21 protein-coding genes and 1 pseudogene are annotated in these 17,096 nt (G+C 55.6%); 7 read left to right on the forward strand and 15 right to left on the reverse strand.

Going from position 1 to position 17,096, the window contains the following annotated elements; translation table 11 throughout:
* Window positions 1–29: 29 nt before the first annotated feature.
* The 3 genes from yfcE to FNY10_RS27230 all read right to left on the reverse strand — a co-directional run bounded on the left by yfcE (window position 30) and on the right by FNY10_RS27230 (window position 1,699).
* The gene (gene yfcE, locus FNY10_RS14185; protein ID WP_100682794.1) at window positions 30–581 is read right to left on the reverse strand and encodes a phosphodiesterase; all 552 of its coding nucleotides are present in this window, start codon (window positions 579–581) and stop codon (window positions 30–32) included.
* A gap of 56 nt (window positions 582–637) precedes the next feature.
* A complete protein-coding gene (gene yfcF, locus FNY10_RS14190; RefSeq protein WP_160702898.1) occupies window positions 638–1,282 on the reverse strand; it encodes a glutathione transferase in 645 nt (214 codons plus the stop codon).
* Between the two features lie 96 nt (window positions 1,283–1,378).
* Window positions 1,379–1,699 carry an aldehyde dehydrogenase family protein gene (locus FNY10_RS27230; RefSeq protein WP_416309026.1) on the reverse strand — a complete coding sequence of 107 codons (321 nt, stop codon included), beginning with the start codon at window positions 1,697–1,699 and terminating at the stop codon, window positions 1,379–1,381.
* On the opposite strand from FNY10_RS27230, the gene FNY10_RS27000 reads away from it, so the two are divergent.
* From FNY10_RS27000 to FNY10_RS14225, 7 genes and pseudogenes are all read left to right on the forward strand, one after another.
* Window positions 1,676–2,053: a LysR substrate-binding domain-containing protein gene (locus tag FNY10_RS27000; protein ID WP_227699382.1), complete on the forward strand. Its 378-nt coding sequence runs from the start codon at window positions 1,676–1,678 to the stop codon at window positions 2,051–2,053. The genes FNY10_RS27230 and FNY10_RS27000 overlap by 24 nt on opposite strands.
* Before the next feature lie 72 nt (window positions 2,054–2,125).
* On the forward strand, window positions 2,126–2,755 hold the full coding sequence (yfcG, locus tag FNY10_RS14205) for a GSH-dependent disulfide bond oxidoreductase (RefSeq protein ID WP_160702900.1): 630 nt from the start codon (window positions 2,126–2,128) through the stop codon (window positions 2,753–2,755).
* A 66-nt stretch (window positions 2,756–2,821) separates the two neighbouring features.
* Window positions 2,822–3,184, forward strand: coding sequence for a dihydroneopterin triphosphate 2'-epimerase (gene folX, locus FNY10_RS14210; RefSeq protein WP_015583781.1), 363 nt, complete (start codon window positions 2,822–2,824; stop codon window positions 3,182–3,184).
* Between the two features lie 18 nt (window positions 3,185–3,202).
* Window positions 3,203–4,096, forward strand: a complete 894-nt coding sequence (locus FNY10_RS14215; protein ID WP_131048232.1) for a TIGR01777 family oxidoreductase — start codon at window positions 3,203–3,205, stop codon at window positions 4,094–4,096.
* 231 nt (window positions 4,097–4,327) lie between these two features.
* Window positions 4,328–4,544 (forward strand): annotated as a pseudogene (locus FNY10_RS27005) (hypothetical protein).
* Between the two features lie 38 nt (window positions 4,545–4,582).
* Window positions 4,583–5,149 carry a DNA-binding protein gene (locus FNY10_RS14220; protein ID WP_160703307.1) on the forward strand — a complete coding sequence of 189 codons (567 nt, stop codon included), beginning with the start codon at window positions 4,583–4,585 and terminating at the stop codon, window positions 5,147–5,149.
* Window positions 5,150–5,236: 87 nt separating this feature from the next.
* Window positions 5,237–5,734 (forward strand): GNAT family N-acetyltransferase, encoded by a 498-nt coding sequence (locus FNY10_RS14225; protein WP_160703309.1) that lies wholly within the window; start codon window positions 5,237–5,239, stop codon window positions 5,732–5,734.
* Between the two features lie 42 nt (window positions 5,735–5,776).
* Here FNY10_RS14225 and hisP read toward each other — a convergent pair whose 3' ends face one another.
* From hisP to FNY10_RS14285, 12 genes are all read right to left on the reverse strand, one after another.
* Window positions 5,777–6,550 carry a histidine ABC transporter ATP-binding protein HisP gene (gene hisP, locus FNY10_RS14230; RefSeq protein WP_100682801.1) on the reverse strand — a complete coding sequence of 258 codons (774 nt, stop codon included), beginning with the start codon at window positions 6,548–6,550 and terminating at the stop codon, window positions 5,777–5,779.
* Between the two features lie 7 nt (window positions 6,551–6,557).
* A complete protein-coding gene (locus FNY10_RS14235; RefSeq protein ID WP_131048235.1) occupies window positions 6,558–7,274 on the reverse strand; it encodes an ABC transporter permease in 717 nt (238 codons plus the stop codon).
* Window positions 7,271–7,957, reverse strand: a complete 687-nt coding sequence (locus tag FNY10_RS14240) for a histidine ABC transporter permease HisQ (RefSeq protein WP_004865186.1) — start codon at window positions 7,955–7,957, stop codon at window positions 7,271–7,273. The genes FNY10_RS14235 and FNY10_RS14240 overlap by 4 nt, the downstream gene beginning before the upstream one ends.
* A gap of 66 nt (window positions 7,958–8,023) precedes the next feature.
* Window positions 8,024–8,806 (reverse strand): histidine ABC transporter substrate-binding protein HisJ, encoded by a 783-nt coding sequence (gene hisJ / locus FNY10_RS14245; RefSeq protein ID WP_131048236.1) that lies wholly within the window; start codon window positions 8,804–8,806, stop codon window positions 8,024–8,026.
* Between the two features lie 267 nt (window positions 8,807–9,073).
* A complete protein-coding gene (gene argT / locus FNY10_RS14250) occupies window positions 9,074–9,856 on the reverse strand; it encodes a lysine/arginine/ornithine ABC transporter substrate-binding protein ArgT (RefSeq protein ID WP_131048237.1) in 783 nt (260 codons plus the stop codon).
* Between the two features lie 275 nt (window positions 9,857–10,131).
* Entirely contained in the window at window positions 10,132–10,716 is a 585-nt protein-coding gene (locus tag FNY10_RS14255; protein WP_160702902.1) for a UbiX family flavin prenyltransferase, read from the reverse strand.
* Between the two features lie 156 nt (window positions 10,717–10,872).
* Window positions 10,873–12,390 carry an amidophosphoribosyltransferase gene (gene purF, locus FNY10_RS14260; RefSeq protein WP_100682806.1) on the reverse strand — a complete coding sequence of 506 codons (1,518 nt, stop codon included), beginning with the start codon at window positions 12,388–12,390 and terminating at the stop codon, window positions 10,873–10,875.
* A gap of 33 nt (window positions 12,391–12,423) precedes the next feature.
* Window positions 12,424–12,912, reverse strand: coding sequence for a colicin V production protein (gene cvpA, locus FNY10_RS14265; protein ID WP_100682852.1), 489 nt, complete (start codon window positions 12,910–12,912; stop codon window positions 12,424–12,426).
* 198 nt (window positions 12,913–13,110) lie between these two features.
* Window positions 13,111–13,827: a cell division protein DedD gene (gene dedD, locus FNY10_RS14270; RefSeq protein WP_160702904.1), complete on the reverse strand. Its 717-nt coding sequence runs from the start codon at window positions 13,825–13,827 to the stop codon at window positions 13,111–13,113.
* Window positions 13,817–15,085, reverse strand: coding sequence for a bifunctional tetrahydrofolate synthase/dihydrofolate synthase (folC, locus tag FNY10_RS14275; protein WP_131048239.1), 1,269 nt, complete (start codon window positions 15,083–15,085; stop codon window positions 13,817–13,819). The genes dedD and folC overlap by 11 nt, the downstream gene beginning before the upstream one ends.
* Window positions 15,086–15,273: 188 nt before the next feature.
* On the reverse strand, window positions 15,274–16,188 hold the full coding sequence (accD, locus tag FNY10_RS14280) for an acetyl-CoA carboxylase, carboxyltransferase subunit beta (RefSeq protein ID WP_202395313.1): 915 nt from the start codon (window positions 16,186–16,188) through the stop codon (window positions 15,274–15,276).
* Between the two features lie 200 nt (window positions 16,189–16,388).
* The gene (locus tag FNY10_RS14285; protein ID WP_100682810.1) at window positions 16,389–17,048 is read right to left on the reverse strand and encodes a DedA family protein; all 660 of its coding nucleotides are present in this window, start codon (window positions 17,046–17,048) and stop codon (window positions 16,389–16,391) included.
* Between the last annotated feature and the right edge of the window lie 48 nt (window positions 17,049–17,096).

Consider the following 17,096-nt stretch of genomic DNA (forward strand, 5'->3'; position numbering starts at 1 on the left):
CGCGGCGCGTCTTTACGGTTGGGGGTAAATTACGGGTTAATTGCCACCTCTGCAATAACCTGATGATCATCAAGTGCTAAAACCTGTAGTCGGTCCCCTTCCAGGAGGCCATAGCTGGCGGGAAATCCCCCTTTGGGAATACTGACCGAGCCAGGGTTGAAGAGGAAAATATCGCCGCGCTTCTCGGCTACCGGAATATGAGTATGACCATAAACCAGCACATCGCCAGCGGCGAGAGGCGGCATTTTTTCGGGGCTGTACAGATGCCCGTGGGTCAGAAACAGGCGGGTGCGTTCGCTCAGCACCTGCTGCCAGGGCGCAGTCATGGGGAACTCCAGTAGCATCTGATCGACTTCGCTGTCGCAGTTACCGCGAACGGCAATCACGCGCTGCGCGACGCCGTTGAGTTTCACGGCGACATCCGCTGGCGCATACCCTTCGGGTAACGCATTACGCGGCCCATGGTTCAACACATCGCCAAGAATAATCAGCCACTGCGCCCCACTTTGCGCGAACCGTTCCAGAACGCGTTCAGTAGCGGGCAGGGAACCATGAATATCCGATGCAAACATCAGCTTCATTTCTTCCGTCTCCACGCATTTCGATGCGCCTATGATAGCGGAACCGCTGCTGCGAATCAGCCCGTGCGTTTAGCTGACAGTGCGACAAAACGCTGAACCGACGCCCGCTGCCACTGGAATGTCGCATAGTCCGCCAGCGACTCCGGGACCGCATCGCCATTGAGCACCAGCCGGTTGATCATCAGGGCAAGGTCAGTATCGGCAATCGACCATTCACCAAACAGATTATTGCCGCCGTGGGCCAACAGCTCCGCAGCGGTTTCGAATAATTTTTCCGCGCTTTTGCGGCCCGCGGCGCTAAGCTCCGGTTTCTTTTTCCCGGCGAAAACCACGTCGGTAGAGCGCTCCTCGCGAATGGGCATCAGATCGCTGCGCAGCCAGGCCTGCACCTGGCGCGCCCGGGCCCGCTTTTGCAGATCGTGGGGATAGAGCCGCTCCCACTCCGGCGGCGCGAAGCGTTCATCAAGATACTCGCTAATCGCAGACGATTCGCTAAGCGCGAAATCCTCCACCTCTAACAACGGCACGCGACGGGTCACGGTGTAACCTTTCCAGCCAGGCTGCTGGTTTTCACCGCTATTGAGATCGATGGTTTTAAGAGCAAATGGCAGGCTTTTTTCCTGCAGGGCAACGTAGACGGACATCACGTACGGCGAGAAAAAACTCGAATCGGACCACAGGGTAATGACAGGCTGGCTCATGGCATCCTCAATAAATTATGGGGCGATAAGTCAACATATCCTGTCTTTTATGGGATGTCACTTACCGCACCATGAGGATTTTGCATCCCCTGACGGCTAGCCGACCATCACCGTTTTTGGCTCCAGGTAAGCCTGCATACCCCATTTCCCCATTTCACGTCCCAGACCGGATTGCTTGAAGCCGCCGAACGGCGCCTGCGGTTCATGTTCAAGGGTATTGACCAGCACGCGCCCGGACTCTATCGCCAGCGCAACCGCCTGCTGCGCATCGGCATCATCCAGAATGAGGGTCGGTGATTTACCGCCAGGTTTCAGCGTGTGCGCGCCGCTGGCGATAATATGTTTCCCTACGGCGGTAGAGCCGGTGAAAGAAATTTTAGCGATATCGGGGTGATGGTTAATGATATCCCCCACCACGGCGTAATCAACCCCGCCACGCCGACCGGCGTCATCACCACCTGCGCACGCCCCGCCGGTTCAACAAATTCGAAGCGCGCCAGCGTCTCCATCGCCTGTTTAATGGTTTGCGCTGGCCATGCCGCCATCCATTGTGCGGCACTTGCTGGCCTTGGCCTGGCCTTCATCCCGGACTGGTTTATCCAGCAAGATCTGGCCTGCGGCAGGCTCGTCAGCGTAATGGATGAATGGTGTCCGTCATTTGCCGGGCTACACCTGTATTACCCCGGCAGCCGCGTTCCGCCTGGGCTGAAGGCCTTTATCGGGCTGGCGCGTGAATTGCGCGACTGTCCCGGTCCCGCAGGCAAAATTTAGCGCCCCCTCCTCCCGGATGGCGACAGGTCGCCTATACTCGAACAGGTGCGACCTACGACGGCGGGAGTCACCATGATCGACCTTTACTACGCCCCCACCCCTAACGGCCAAAAAATCATTCTCTTTCTCGAAGAGGCGCAGCTGGCCTGGCGGCTGATTCGGGTCGATATCAGCAAAGGGGAACAGTTTCGCCCACAGTTTCTCGCTCTCTCGCCGAATAACAAAATTCCGGCCATCGTCGACCACATCCCCGTCGACGGCGGGGCGCCGCTCGGCCTGTTTGAATCCGGGGAGATTCTTCTTTATCTGGCTGAAAAGTCGGGGAAATTGTTGAGTAGCGAGCTGCGTGAGCGTCACACCACGCTACAGTGGCTGTTCTGGCAAGTCAGCGGATTAGGCCCTATGCTGGGACAGAATCACCATTTCAACCATCGCGCGCCGCAGGCGGTGCCCTATGCCATAGAGCGTTATCAGGTCGAGACCCAGCGGCAGTATAGCGTACTGAACCGTCGTCTGGAGGTCAGTCCATGGCTTGGCGGCGAACATTACAGTATTGCCGACATTGCCTGCTGGCCGTGGGTGCGCGCCCACCCTCGCCAGCGTATTGATCTCGCACATTTTCCGGCAATTCATAACTGGTTTGAACGCATTCGTCAACGCCCGGCTACCGTTCAGGCGCTGATAAAAATACAACACCAATAACCCCCCTGCTCGCATGGCTTGCTTTCATGTATGATTGCGGAAATGACAACACGGAGGAAGCCTGCAATGTCTCAGCCAGACGCCATTATTCGTATAAAGAACCTACGTTTACGTACTTTTATCGGAATCAAAGAAGAAGAAATCGCTAACCGCCAGGATGTGGTGGTCAACGTTGCGATTCACTACCCGGCGGAGCGTTCCCGCAACAGTGAAGATATTAACGATGCGCTGAATTACCGCACGATTACCAAACGTATCATCAGCCACATTGAGAATAACCGCTTCTCACTGCTGGAAAAATTAACTCAGGATGTGCTCGACATCGCATGCGAACATCACTGGGTCACTTATGCTGAAGTTGAGATCGATAAACTTTATGCACTGCGCTACGCTGACTCCGTCTCCATGACCATGAGCTGGCGGCGCTAAGCTTCTTAGGGAGGCGCTATGAGGATTCTGCTTACTGGCGGTACCGGCCTGATTGGCCGGCATCTGATCCCCCGGCTGCTTGAGCTTGGGCATCACGTAACGGTTTCAACGCGCAGCCCGGAAAAAGCGCAATCCCGACTGGATGCCCGCGTCACCTTGTGGCGCGGCTTCGAGGGACATCATCACCTCAATGATATTGATGCCGTCATCAACCTCGCGGGCGAACCTATCGCCGACAAACGCTGGACGGCGGAACAAAAGCAGCGCCTGTGTCACAGCCGCTGGGATATCACTCAAAAGCTGGTGAACCTGTTCAACGCCAGCGATACGCCCCCCGCCGTACTGATCAGCGGTTCTGCCGTCGGCTTTTATGGCGATCTCGGGGAAGTTGTGGTGAACGAGGATGAGCCGCCGCACAATGAATTCACCCACAAACTCTGCGCCCGCTGGGAGCAGCTGGCCTGCGAGGCGCAAAGCGATCGCACCCGTGTCTGCCTGCTGCGCACCGGCGTGGTGCTGGCGCCGACGGGCGGGATGCTGGCCAAAATGATGCCGCTCTTCCGGCTTGGTCTCGGCGGCCCTATCGGTAACGGCAGACAGTATCTGGCCTGGATTCATATCGACGATATGGTTAACGGCATTCTGTGGCTGCTGGACAACGATCTCAGCGGGCCTTTCAATATGGTTTCCCCTTATCCGGCCCGCAATGAACAGTTTGCTCATTCTCTCGGGCATGTACTGAATCGTCCGGCAATTTTCCGCGTACCGGCCACGGCCATTCGTCTGCTGATGGGAGAGTCGTCGGTACTGGTGCTCGGCGGGCAGCGGGCGCTGCCCCGGCGCCTGGAGGATGCCGGTTTTGGCTTCCGCTGGTACGATCTGGAAGAAGCGCTAAGAAATATCGTCGGCTAAACACGCCGTATAGTCATCCCGGGAGAATGGCCTTTCTCCCGGGAGCTCCCCTGATTTCACCTGTGGAAGCTGTCTCGCAGTCACTCACTCTCCTGCCGCCGTTTCGCTATCGCTGTGAAGCCTGTTCCAGCCTCCTCTTCTGCTCTCTGTCATAAGGTCCTGATGTCGGTTTTATCGACAGCGCATTGTTGACATCCGTCAACAGGAGGTTCAGTATCAGAGGACGCATTGATGAAGGAACATCCGGATAAACACATCAGAGCAGCCATTGCCTATGCTCGATCGCGAGGGGAGATTTTTCGCTGGCGGGAATAGCGCGCACTGCTTCGGACGGCTCAGGTGCGTTACAACCGCGCATCGTGAACATATGATGAGCGTCTGGTCTACACCGAGCGCTCCCGAGAATCACGCCAGGCAAATTATCAGAATGGTCGAGCGCTGCCGCTAAACACCGGCGACCCGGCTTCATTACAAGGGTAGCAAATGATGGCCCTCTACAACTTCACGCTCACGCTGTCAGGCGTTAGCGCCCGGACGCCAGGTCTTGAGGATGCATTGCATCACGCCGGTTGTACTGATGCCCTGGTTTGTTTTTACGGGACGGCGGTATATCTGGAATTCGATCGTGAAAGTGAGTCGCTTGAACGGGCAATTCTGTCGGCGATCGATAACATCGAATCTTCATCAGGACTCAATGCCCGGGTTGAGTCCGTTGACGCGACGCTGGTAGGCTTAAGCGATATCGCCGAACTCACCGGCCTTTCCCGACAGGCCATCGCCCTGCTGAAAGATGGGGCTCGAGGCTCAGGAATATTCCCAGGCCCCGTGCAGCGCGTACAAGGCAACTCGCCGCTGTGGCGCTGGAAAACCATCGTCCACTGGCTGGTCACGGAAAAAAGAATTGCCGCAGACTCTCCGCTGGTCGAGCATGCAGAGATCCTCGATAGCCTGAACCTGGCCCTGCAGCTGCGCGCTTCCCGGCGCAGCGAAACCGTGCTGCACTATTTTCACGGGCTCGACAAACCGCTACCGACTTCACCCGCCGCCGGGTAATTCACCGTAACGGAACGGTATAAGATCATGCAATCCGATCCTTTCTGGTGTTAAGGTTAGCGGACGAACTACCGAAATGGCCCGTTTATCATGACGCTAAACACTCCCCGACTCCTGCTTTCCCCGTTTACTGAATCTGACTGGCCTTTTTTCCTCCGCCTGCGTCGCGACCGCGAGGTGATGCGCTTTATGGGCGAAATACTCGATGAACCCGCGCTGCGCACCCTGTTTGCTGCGCGCTGCGCTGACCCCGGCGTATTTGTGCTGCGCGATAAACAGGGCGAGGCCATCGGTGATATCGGTCTGCGCATTAGCAGTAAAAATCCGCACGAAGCCGATGTCGGGTATGCTCTCATCCCGCAGGCGCAGGGTCAGGGATATGCCCGTGAAGCGCTGCGGGCGATATGTGATTACGGCTTTAGCCAGCTCGGCGTCAATGCCATTAACGCCTGGGTACTGGGTGACAACATCGGGTCGGCGCATCTGCTGGAAAAACAGGGTTTTGTGCGGATTCAGGTGCTGGAAAAAGCCTGTCACCTGAACGGCGTCGATTACGATGACTGGATATATCGGCTGGAGCGGTAATCCACTCCCGGCGAACGGTATCGCCGGGAGAGACGGCAAGGCTTATTTCAAGGAGCCTTTCAGGAACTGCTGCAGGCGTGGGCTTTGCGGATTGCCGAACAGCTCATCCGGATGACCTTCCTCTTCAATCTTGCCCTGATGCAGGAAAATGACGTGCGAAGAGACATGGCGCGCAAAGCCCATTTCATGGGTCACTACCACCATGGTTTTCCCCTCTTCCGCCAGCTTCTGCATGATCCGCAGCACTTCCCCTACCAGTTCGGGGTCAAGCGCGGAAGTGGGTTCGTCAAACAGCAGTACATCGGGCTCCATCGCCAGCGCACGCGCAATGGAGACACGCTGCTGCTGACCGCCGGAGAGATGCACCGGGTATTTGATCTGCTGACGCTCGTCGATACCCACTTTCGCCAGATATTTCACCGCCCGCTCGCGCGCTTCCTGTTTGCTCAGCCCGAGAACCTGAATCGGCGCTTCCATGACGTTTTCCAGCACCGTCATGTGGCTCCACAGGTTGAAATGCTGGAACACCATCGTCAGGCGCGTACGCAGCAGACGCAGCTGGTTTTTATCTGCGACCTTCAGCTGGCCGTCTTTGTCGCGGACCAGGCCGATATTCTGTCCATTAACCACTATCGTGCCTTCGCTGGGCTTTTCCAGGAAGTTAATGCAGCGCAAAAAGGTACTTTTACCGGAACCCGATGAACCGATAATGCTGATAACGTCCCCGGCTTGCGCCTGTAACGAGACGCCTTTCAGCACCTCATGCTCGCCGTAACGTTTATGGAGATCGATAACATTTAATTTATTGTCGGACATGGCGGTCTCAATGCGTCGAAGAAGGTTTGATATGCTGCAACCAGCGCTTTTCCGCCTTGCGGAACAAGCTAATCAGCACATACGAAATCATTAAATAGAGCACCGCGGCAATCCCGAAAGCGGTAAACGGCTGATAGGTCGCCGAGTTAATATCTCTGGCGATTTTCAGCAGATCCGGCACGGTGGCGGTAAAGGCCAGCGCGGTGGAGTGCAGCATCAGAATCACTTCGTTGCTGTACGCAGGCAGCGCGATACGCAGCGCAGACGGCAAAATAATGCAGCGATACATTTTGACCGATGAGAAACCATAGGCCCGCGCCGCTTCAATTTCCCCGGGAGGAACGGATCGGATAGCCCCGGCAAAAATCTCCGTAGTATAAGCGCAGGTATTGAGCGTTAACGCCAGCACCGTACAGTTGAGGCCGCTGCGGAAAAAGGCGTTCAGCAGCTCGGTGCCTTTGACGATTTCCAGGGTATACATCCCGGAGTAAAACACCAGCAGCTGCACGTACAGCGGCGTACCGCGGAACACATAGGTAAACAGCCAGATTGGGAACTGAATGTATTTATTCGCAGAGACGCGTCCGATAGCGAGAAATACCGCCAGTATGCCGCCCATCACCACCGAGGAGATCAGCAGCCACAGCGTGATAGCCACCCCGGTAAAGCGATAGCCGTCGGTCCACAGCAGGGATTTCCAGTACTCCTGAATAATCTCAATCACAGGTCAGCCCTCTTCACGCCCACGGAGTAACGGCGTTCAAGCAGCAGCAGTACACCATTGGAAACGGTTGTAAACACGAGATAAACCAGACCGCAGACGATCGCAAAGTAGAACGGCTGCCAGGTGCTTTTCCCTGCCAGCTGGGTGGCTTTGACCACATCTTCCAGTCCCAGCAGAGACACCAGCGCCGTTGCCTTGAGGATAACCTGCCAGTTGTTGCCAATCCCCGGTAACGCATAGCGCATCATTGCCGGAAAGAGGATCCGCCGGAAGGTCTGCCCGTTGCTGAAGCCAAAAGCGGTTGCGGCTTCGATATGTCCTTTCGGAACCGCCATAAAAGCGCCGCGAAAGGTTTCCGTAAAATAGGCGCCGTAGATAAAGCCCAGCGTAATAATCCCCGCGATCATCGGGTCGATATCAAACTGCGATAATCCCAGCGCATCGGTGAGCGTATTCAGCGCAATCTGCAGACCGTAGAAAATCAGCAGCATCAGCACCAGATCGGGCACACCGCGAATTAACGTGGTGTAGCCTTCAAATACCAGCGCCAGCGGTCGATTGCTCGATAGCTTTGCTCCGGCACCCGCCAGACCAATGAGGACCGCCAGCACGACCGAACTAAGAGCCAGCTCCAGTGTGACAAGAGCGCCCTGTAAAATAACCTGTGAAAACCCGTACAGCATGCTGTCTGCCCTGTCTGTCATCGACCATCGCGCGCCATCATGCGCGCGATGGGGTACGTATGATGCTTAGTCACCGTACACGTTAAAATCGAAATATTTTTTTGCCAGCTTGTCGTAGGTGCCATCTTTGCGCATTTCCGCGAAGGCTTTATTTAGCGCCTCACGCAGCTCGTTGTCCTCTTTACGCAGGCCCATGCCGGTGCCGACGCCAAACAGTTTTTCATCCTTAATCGACGGACCGCCAAACTGGTAATCTTTGCCCACTGGCTGCTTGAGGAAGCCTTCGCTCGCGGCCACTTCATCCTGGAACGCTGCGTCGATACGCCCGGCGGTCAGGTCGGCATAGATATTGTCCTGGCCCTGGTAGGAGACAATTTCAATGCCTTTCGGCGCCCAGTGCTCATTACCGTAGGTCTCCTGGGTTGTCCCCTGGAGCACACCGACACGCTTGCCTTTCAGCCTGGCGAGATCCGGCGTGATATCACTGCCTTTTTTCACGACCAGACGGGAATCCGCAGCGTAAAGTTTGTCGGTGAAAGCAATTTCCTGCTGACGTTTTTCGGTAATGGATAACGAAGACATAATCGCATCGATTTTCTTCGCTTTTAAAGAGGGGATCAGCGCATCCAGCGGGTTTTCAACGAAGGTACATTGCGTATTGATACGCTTACACAGCTCTTTTGCTAAATCGATGTCAAAACCAATCAACTGACCCTGCGCATTTTTCGATTCGAACGGGGCATAAGTTGGATCGGTACCGATACGGAGTTTTTGCGGAATGGCTGCGAATACCGAGCTAACGCTGGAAAGGGCCAGCGCTAAAGAAAGAGACAACGCCAGTTTTTTCATAACTATCCTCAACAGACTGTCATTCTAACGAGTTTTTTAGAAGTACTTACAGCAGTTATCGTGCCATTATTCGCCCCGGTAAGGCAAAGCATTCTGCGCCGGGAGGCCAATTATTTCGCAGCATAAACGCTTAACTATGCATTAAGCGCCCGACAAAATCGCCTTTTATGCACCAAAGCAGGACATTGCCGGCGGGATTGCACCGATATAGTGCAGATACGGACGTGCGAAATCCATCAGGCCCGGTTTCCCGGGCCAGCGGCATGCTTAGTCGCCGTAGATGTTAAAGTCGAAGTATTTCTTCGCCATTTTGTCGTAGGTCCCGTCTTTACGCATTTCAGCCAACGCTTTGTCGAAAGCGGCTTTCAGCTCGCTGTCGGTTTTACGCAGGCCGATGCCGGTACCATCGCCGAAGAATTTTTTATCTTTAACAGAGGGACCGGCAAAGGCGAAATCTTTACCGGCAGGTTGTTTGAGGAAGCCTTCGCTGGCGGCGACTTCATCCTGCAGGGCAGCGTCGAGTCGGCCGGCAGTAAGGTCGGAATAGATCAGATCCTGGTTCTGGTAGGCTATGACATCCACGCCATGGCTACGCCAGCGCTCATTGCCGTACGCTTCCTGAGTTGACCCCTGCAGCACCCCGACGTGTTTGCCCTTCAGGGATTCCAGCGTTGGCTGGATTGATGAGCCTTTCGCTGCAATCAGACGGGAGTCAGCGGCATACAGCTTGTCAGAGAAGGCAATCTCCTGCTGACGTTTTTCGGTAATCGATAATGAAGAGATAATGGCGTCAATTTTCTTCGCCTTCAGCGAGGGAATCAGTGAATCAAAGTCACTCCCCACCCAGGTACATTTCACCTTGATGCGCGAACACAGTTCATTGCCCAAATCAATATCAAAGCCGATGAAGTCACCTTTCGCATCCTTCGATGAAAAAGGCGCGTAGGTAGGGTCGGTGCCGATACGGATACTTTGCGGCAGCGCGGCAAAAACGCTGGAAGCGCTGCTGATTCCCATGATTAAAGAGAGGGCCAGGATCGTCTTCTTCATACAATACCCTTAAGTGTCGTGATGTTGTTATATGGTGCGTTGTTTCGTTATGTGTGTAGCCGACTCATCCTGCAGGTTTTATGCCATCTTCTCAGTGCGTGCTGGAAACAGCGTTAAATTTGTTAATATAAAGTTGCAAGATTGTCTTGAGAGGGAAGATAGCAGCATTGATGGGCAAACCGCAGTGGCCTGACGCAAAAAAACCAATTAAATGTCGAGGATTTGATCGGGGCGACAAAATTGCACTGCGGAGACGCAAAAGTTCACGGCACGCACTACTTTAGTGCGTCAGAAGACCCCTGCCAGCGGGTAAAGAGATCCTGGGGAAGGGTAATATCGAACTGATCGATGACCCGGTTGACCGTCTGATTAATCACATCATCGAGGGTTTGCGGGCGATGGTAGAAGGCCGGGACCGGCGGCATGATCACCGCGCCCATCTCCGCGGCCTGAACCAGCAGGCGCAGATGCCCGAGATGGAACGGCGTTTCCCGCACGCACAGAACCAGCGGGCGGCGCTCTTTGAGGATAACGTCCGCCGCGCGGGTCAGCAGACCATCGGTATAGCTGTGCACAATTCCTGAAAGCGTTTTCACGGAACAAGGCAGGATCGCCATACCGGCCGTCTTAAACGACCCCGACGAGATGCTGGCGGCGATATCGCGCGCATCATGGACCACATCCGCCAGCGCCTGCACCTCCCGCAGGGAATACTCGGTCTCCAGCGCCAGCGTCTGCCGCGCTGCCTGACTCATGATCAGATGCGTCTCGACGGCAGGCACATCGCGTAAAATCTGAAGCAATCGCACACCGTAAATGGCGCCGCTGGCGCCGGAGATACCAATAATAAGTCGTTTCACGATGATTGCCTCTTCCACATAATGGGGCAGACTTTGCCGGATTATAGCACCGGACGCAAGCCTTGCGGCCCGCTAAGCGTCAAGCCGGGCCATCGGGCCCGCAAAGCAAAAAGCCCGCAGTCTGGCGACGGCGGGCTTTGACAACAAAGGTGTGGCTTAGCCTTCGTTATGCATCTCTAAGTTTTCCACTTCGTTCTGACGCTGCACCGCTTTCGCATCGTCATTACGTAAGGAATCGAGATAATCGAGGTACTGCTGGTCTACGTCCCTGGTGACGTACACGCCGTTAAATACCGAACATTCAAACTGTTGAATATCCGGGTTTTCCGCACGCACGGCATCAATCAGATCGTTCAGATCCTGGAAGATAAGGCCATCAGCGCCGATGAGCTGGCGGATTTCGTCCACTTCGCGACCGTGGGCGATAAGCTCGGTTGCCGTCGGCATATCAATGCCGTAAACGTTCGGGAAACGAATCTCCGGCGCAGCGGAAGCCAGATAGACTTTTTTCGCACCGGCTTCGCGCGCCATCTCGATGATCTGCTCCGAGGTGGTGCCACGCACGATGGAGTCATCCACCAGCAGCACGTTTTTATCCCGGAACTCAGCGCGGTTGGCATTGAGCTTACGACGCACCGACTTCCGGCGCAGCTGCTGACCGGGCATGATGAACGTCCGGCCAACGTAACGGTTTTTTACGAAACCCTGGCGATAAGGTTTATCGAGAATACGGGCAATTTCCAGCGCGATATCGCAGGAGGTTTCCGGAATCGGAATGACCACATCGATGTCCAGATCTTCCCATTCGCGGGCGATCTTCTCACCCAGTTTAGTGCCCATATTAACGCGCGCACTGTAGACGGAAATCTTATCGATAAACGAGTCCGGGCGAGCAAAATAGACGTACTCAAAGAGGCACGGGTTGCTGACCGGGTTCTCAGCGCACTGGCGGGTAAACAGCTGGCCCTTCTCGGTAATATAGACCGCTTCACCTGGCGCCACATCGCGCAGGAATTCGAAGCCCAGGGTATCCAGCGCCACGCTTTCGGAGGCGACCATATACTCGGTACGGCCATCGCCGACATCGCGTTTCCCCAGCACCAGAGGACGGATGCCGTTTGGATCGCGGAAGGCAACCATCCCGTGACCAATGATCATCGCCACGCAGGCGTAAGCGCCGCGAATCTGCCGATTGGTCGCCGCAATTGCCGCAAAGATATTGTCGGCTTCCAGCGGGTAATGGCGGAAGTTATCCAGTTCGCTGGCGAAAATATTGAGCAGAATTTCGGAATCGGAGGTGGTGTTGATATGGCGGCGTTTTTCTTCAAACAGCTTCTTACGCAGCTCGTGCGCATTGGTCAGGTTGCCATTATGCGCCAACGTAATACCATACGGTGAGTTGACATAGAAAGGCTGCGCCTCGGAGGCGCTTGAGCTGCCCGCCGTAGGATAGCGAACATGGCCAATACCCATATTGCCCTGCATACGCTGCATATGACGAGCTTCAAAAACGTCGCTCACCAGCCCGTTCGCCTTACGCAAACGGAAACAGTTATTTGCATCAATAGTGATGATGCCTGCGGCATCCTGGCCACGATGCTGAAGCACCGTTAACGCGTCATAAATCGACTGGTTTACCGGCATAACACCGGCGATACCGACAATACCGCACATACGTCTTTTCCTCGTTCAGCCACATCCCAACGCTTATGCTTTGGGCAAGAAACTTGACGAGCTTTGCAGATAGTCAAAAAACCATCTGATAACGAAACTGAACTGCGGGATAAGCTCTGACTTTTGCCAGTCTTCGCTTTTCGCCATACCGGTAAAGCTATCGAGAAAGAACAGAATCGCAGAGACAATCAGCACGCCACGCAGGGCGCCAAAACAGATCCCTAACACCCTGTCGGTACCCGACAGGCCCGTTTTCTCCACCAGTGCGCCAATCACATAGTTAACGATGGCGCCAACGATAAGCGTTACGATAAACAGTATCGCGATAGCAATCCCATTGCGGACCATTTCGTCTTCAAAGCCCGTGAACCAGACAGCCAGGTAAGTGTAGTAATGACTGGCGACAAAGAAAGCGCATCCCCAGGTTACCAGCGATAACGCTTCACGAACAAAGCCGCGGATCAGGCTTACCAGACAGGAAAAACCAATCACCGCTATAATGACGTAATCAATCCAGACCATAAACATCCCACGATTTACGCCCTGTCGTCCGGTTCGGGGCGCATTCTAACAGAAAAAGAAAACGTTTGCGTAGGGATTTCCGTGCCCTACAGAAATAAAAATGGCGCTGAAAAAACATTCAACGCCATGCTGTCTTTCGCCTCCTGAAAGCGCGTCAGACAGGAGCTTTAGCTCTCACCAGCGCGGAGCGGGGCAAGATTAGTTGGGGCTATATCCCATGACCACACCGCTCAGACCGGAGATCTGTTTCAGGTCGCCAAGCTGCCCTTTCAGTTTATCTTTTGACGCGTCCGGGCCGACCAGAATACGGGTAATTTTACCCTGAACCGGCGTCGAAGGCGACGTGTAGACCTTAAAGCCGGAGGAACGCAGCTTACCGACGATTTCATTGACCTTATCCGCATTCTTCAGCGCGCCGAGCTGCACCACATAGGCTTTGCCGGTCGGAGCAGGTATCTCTGCCGGTTTCGCCGGCGGCGTCTGAGCAACGGTTTGTTGCTGCGGCTGCGGCTTCTCAACCGGCTTCGGCGACTGGGGCTGTGCTTTAGGCTGAGTCTGAGGTTGGGCCTGTGGTTTGGGCTGCGGCTGCGGCTTCGGCGCGACAACCGGCTCCTGCGCATCATCGAAACTGTTGCTGTTAACCGGGATGCGCGACGGATCCAATGACGGCGCAGCGGCGTCCCCCGCTCTGACCTCTTCAGCCGCTCCCTCAGGCGGTTGAGCCGGAAGTGCCTGCGTCGCCGCCGGAAGCATATCCGGCTCATCGCGATCGCCCGGTTTTGGCACCAGTGGAATTGCCGCGAACTCGTCCTGATAATGCTTTTTCTGACCGTCAAGCAGACCCGGGAGGATAATCACCCCCAGCGCGACCAGCACAATCGTCCCGACTAAACGGTTCTGAAACTTACTCGCCACCGATTCTCCCCGCCTCTATTTCTTCCATTACATGCGCCACCGTATGGAATGAACCACACACCAGCACCGTATCTTGCGGTCTGGCATCGGCCATCGCCGCATGCCAGGCCTGAGCCACATTGGCGTAAGCTTTTCCTGCGCGCAAATGCGCCTGCAGCTGTTGCGCCGTTGCGCCGCGCGGCCCTTCCAGAGGCGCGCAGTACCAGCTATCCACTTCCGCCGTCAGGTTTGCCAGCGTGCCGGCAATATCCTTATCATGCAGCATACCAACAACCGCCAGCACGCGCCCCGTTTTCGACAGGCTTTTGAGACGTCCGGCAAGCCAGGCGGCCGCGTGAGGGTTATGCGCCACGTCGAGAATAACACGCGGCGCTTCGCTGATTATCTGAAAACGCCCCGGCAACATGGCCTGTTTAATGCCGTCGCGAATCGCCGGCTCGCTCACCTGAAGTCGGCTGGCCCGCAGCGCCGCCAGCGCGGTTGCCGCATTCGGCAACGGGATCTGCGGCAACGGTAAATCCGTCAGCGTTCCCTCCCCGTCGCTGAACGACCACGTCTGCGCATCGGCGCCATAGCGCCAGTCGACGTCGCGTCGCAGAAGCATCGCGCCTTTCCCGGCGGCCACTTCAGCAATGGAATGAGGCATCTCCGGCTCGCCAACAACGGCCGGTTTGCCGGCACGGAAGATACCGGCCTTCTCGCGACCAATGCTTTCCCGATCCGGCCCCAGCCAGTCAGTATGATCCAGGGCGATACTGGTCACCACCGCCACATCCGCATCGACGATGTTGGTGGCATCAAGACGCCCGCCGAGACCGACCTCGAGGATCACCACATCGAGCTGCGCCTGCTTAAACAGCCACAGCGCGGAGAGCGTGCCAAATTCGAAATAGCTCAGGGAAATCTCACCGCGCGCCGCTTCAATTTCCGCAAAAGAGGCGGTATGCGCCGCTTCCGGCAGCTCCGCGCCCTGTACTCGCACGCGCTCGGTATAGCGCACCAGGTGCGGCGAACTGTAAACCCCGACCTTGTAGCCTGCCGCCATCAGCACAGACTCCAGCGTACGGCAGGTGGTTCCTTTACCATTGGTTCCCGCCACCGTAAAGACGAACGGCGCTGGTTTTAACACCGCCATCCGTTCGGCGACTTCGCTCACGCGGGTCAGTCCCAGATCGATGGTTTTACTGTGCAGGTGTTCCAGATAGGAAAGCCACGTAGCCAGGGGCGACGTGGCCTGAGGAATAGGTTCTTTTTCCATGATGTCCGCGAGTAATAACGGTAAATACGCTTCATCCTTCAAACTGCCTCTTGCCGGCAGCGCTCGTCACCCGCGCAGTCCATTGGGCCGGGCCTGACGGGGCTTTAGCCTTGCCGCCGCGCCGCAGTTTGAATGATGGCGCATAGAATTAAAAAAGGGCAGCGCCGTCAGGCCTGCCCTCCGAATTATCAGGCCTCTGGTTCCTGATCCGGTGCCGGTGGCACCACCTCACCTTCGTGAGAGACGTCCTGACTGGGCGCCGGAAGATTCATCAGCTTCGCCAGAATGCTGGCCAGCTTCAGACGCATTTCCGGGCGACGAACGATCATATCGATCGCCCCTTTTTCAATCAGGAACTCACTGCGCTGGAAGCCCGGCGGCAGTTTCTCACGTACGGTCTGCTCGATAACGCGAGGACCTGCAAAGCCGATCAGGGCTTTCGGCTCTGCAATGTTGAGATCGCCCAGCATCGCGAAGCTCGCCGATACGCCGCCCATGGTCGGGTCGGTCAGCACGGAGATATACGGCAGGCCACGCTCCTGCATTTTTGCCAGCGCGGCTGACGTTTTCGCCATCTGCATCAGCGACATCAGCGCTTCCTGCATACGCGCGCCGCCGGAAGCGGAGAAGCAAACCAGCGGGCAATTATCTTCCAGCGCCTGTTCTACCGCGCGCACGAAGCGCGCGCCAACAACCGACCCCATCGAACCGCCCATAAAGGAGAATTCGAATGCTGCTGCGACAACCGGCATCTCGTGCAGAGTGCCCTTCATGACCACCAGCGCATCTTTTTCACCGGTCTCTTTTTGAGCCGACGCCAGACGGTCTTTGTATTTTTTCGAATCGCGGAACTTCAGCACATCTTTCGGCTCGAGCTCGCTTCCCAGCTCCACCAGGGAACCTTCGTCCAACAGGCTATGCAGGCGATTACGCGCCGACATACGCATGTGGTGATCGCACTTAGGGCAAACCTCCAGGTTGCGCTCCAGCTCCGCGCGGTACAGAACCTGCCCGCAGCTGTCGCACTTAGTCCATACACCCTCAGGAATGCTCGCCTTGCGGGTGGGAGTGATATTGCTTTTAATTCGTTCAATCCAGCTCATTGATAACCTTTCTGCCTGAACCTGGTCAATGCCAGTTTTGTCGTAAGGGGCGCATAATGCCATTTTTGACCCTTACAGACCATGAATGTTGCACATTAAATCATAACATCCCGTAACATGGGATAAAAAAGTGGTCGTACCGCTCACACTTCCCTCTTCGGGCAACGACGCGCCGCCCGAAGAAGATAAAGGCTGGAGGCTTATTTCGTCTGCTTCGCCGCTGCGCGTTTGTGGCGAATAATTTCAATGACCCCTGGCAGCACCGACAGAACAATAATAGCGACAATCAGCAGCTTCAGGTTTTGCTGAACGATCGGCAAATCGCCGAACAGGTAGCCTGCGTAGGTAAACAGCAGAACCCACAGCAGCGCGCCAACCACGTTATACGCGGCAAAATGACGATAGGACATATGGCCCATTCCCGCCACAAACGGCGCGAAGGTTCTGACGATCGGCACAAAACGCGCAAGGATAATCGTTTTGCCGCCGTGGCGCTCATAGAACGAATGGGTTTTATCCAGGTAGCTGCGACGGAAAATCTTCGAGTTGGGGTTACTGAAGAGCTTTTCGCCAAACAGCCGTCCGATAGTGTAGTTCAGCGCATCGCCGACAATGGCCGCAATGACCATCAATACTACCATCAGATGCACGTTCAGATCGTTCGTCGGCAGCGCCGACAGCGCACCGGCCACGAACAGCAGCGAATCACCGGGCAGGAATGGCGTCACCACCAGACCCGTTTCGCAAAACAGAATCAAGAACAAAATAGCGTAAACCCAGATACCGTAATCGGCAACCAGCTCAGCCAGATGCACATCAATATGCAGGATGAAATCAATTAAAAAGCGAATCAGGTCCATATTGTATGAGTCCTTAATGACACGACACAAAATCGGCCAGGATGCCGT

The sequence above is a fragment of the Klebsiella sp. Lac1 genome (assembly GCF_009825425.1).
In the GTDB taxonomy this organism is placed as follows: Bacteria; Pseudomonadota; Gammaproteobacteria; order Enterobacterales; family Enterobacteriaceae; genus Klebsiella; species Klebsiella electrica.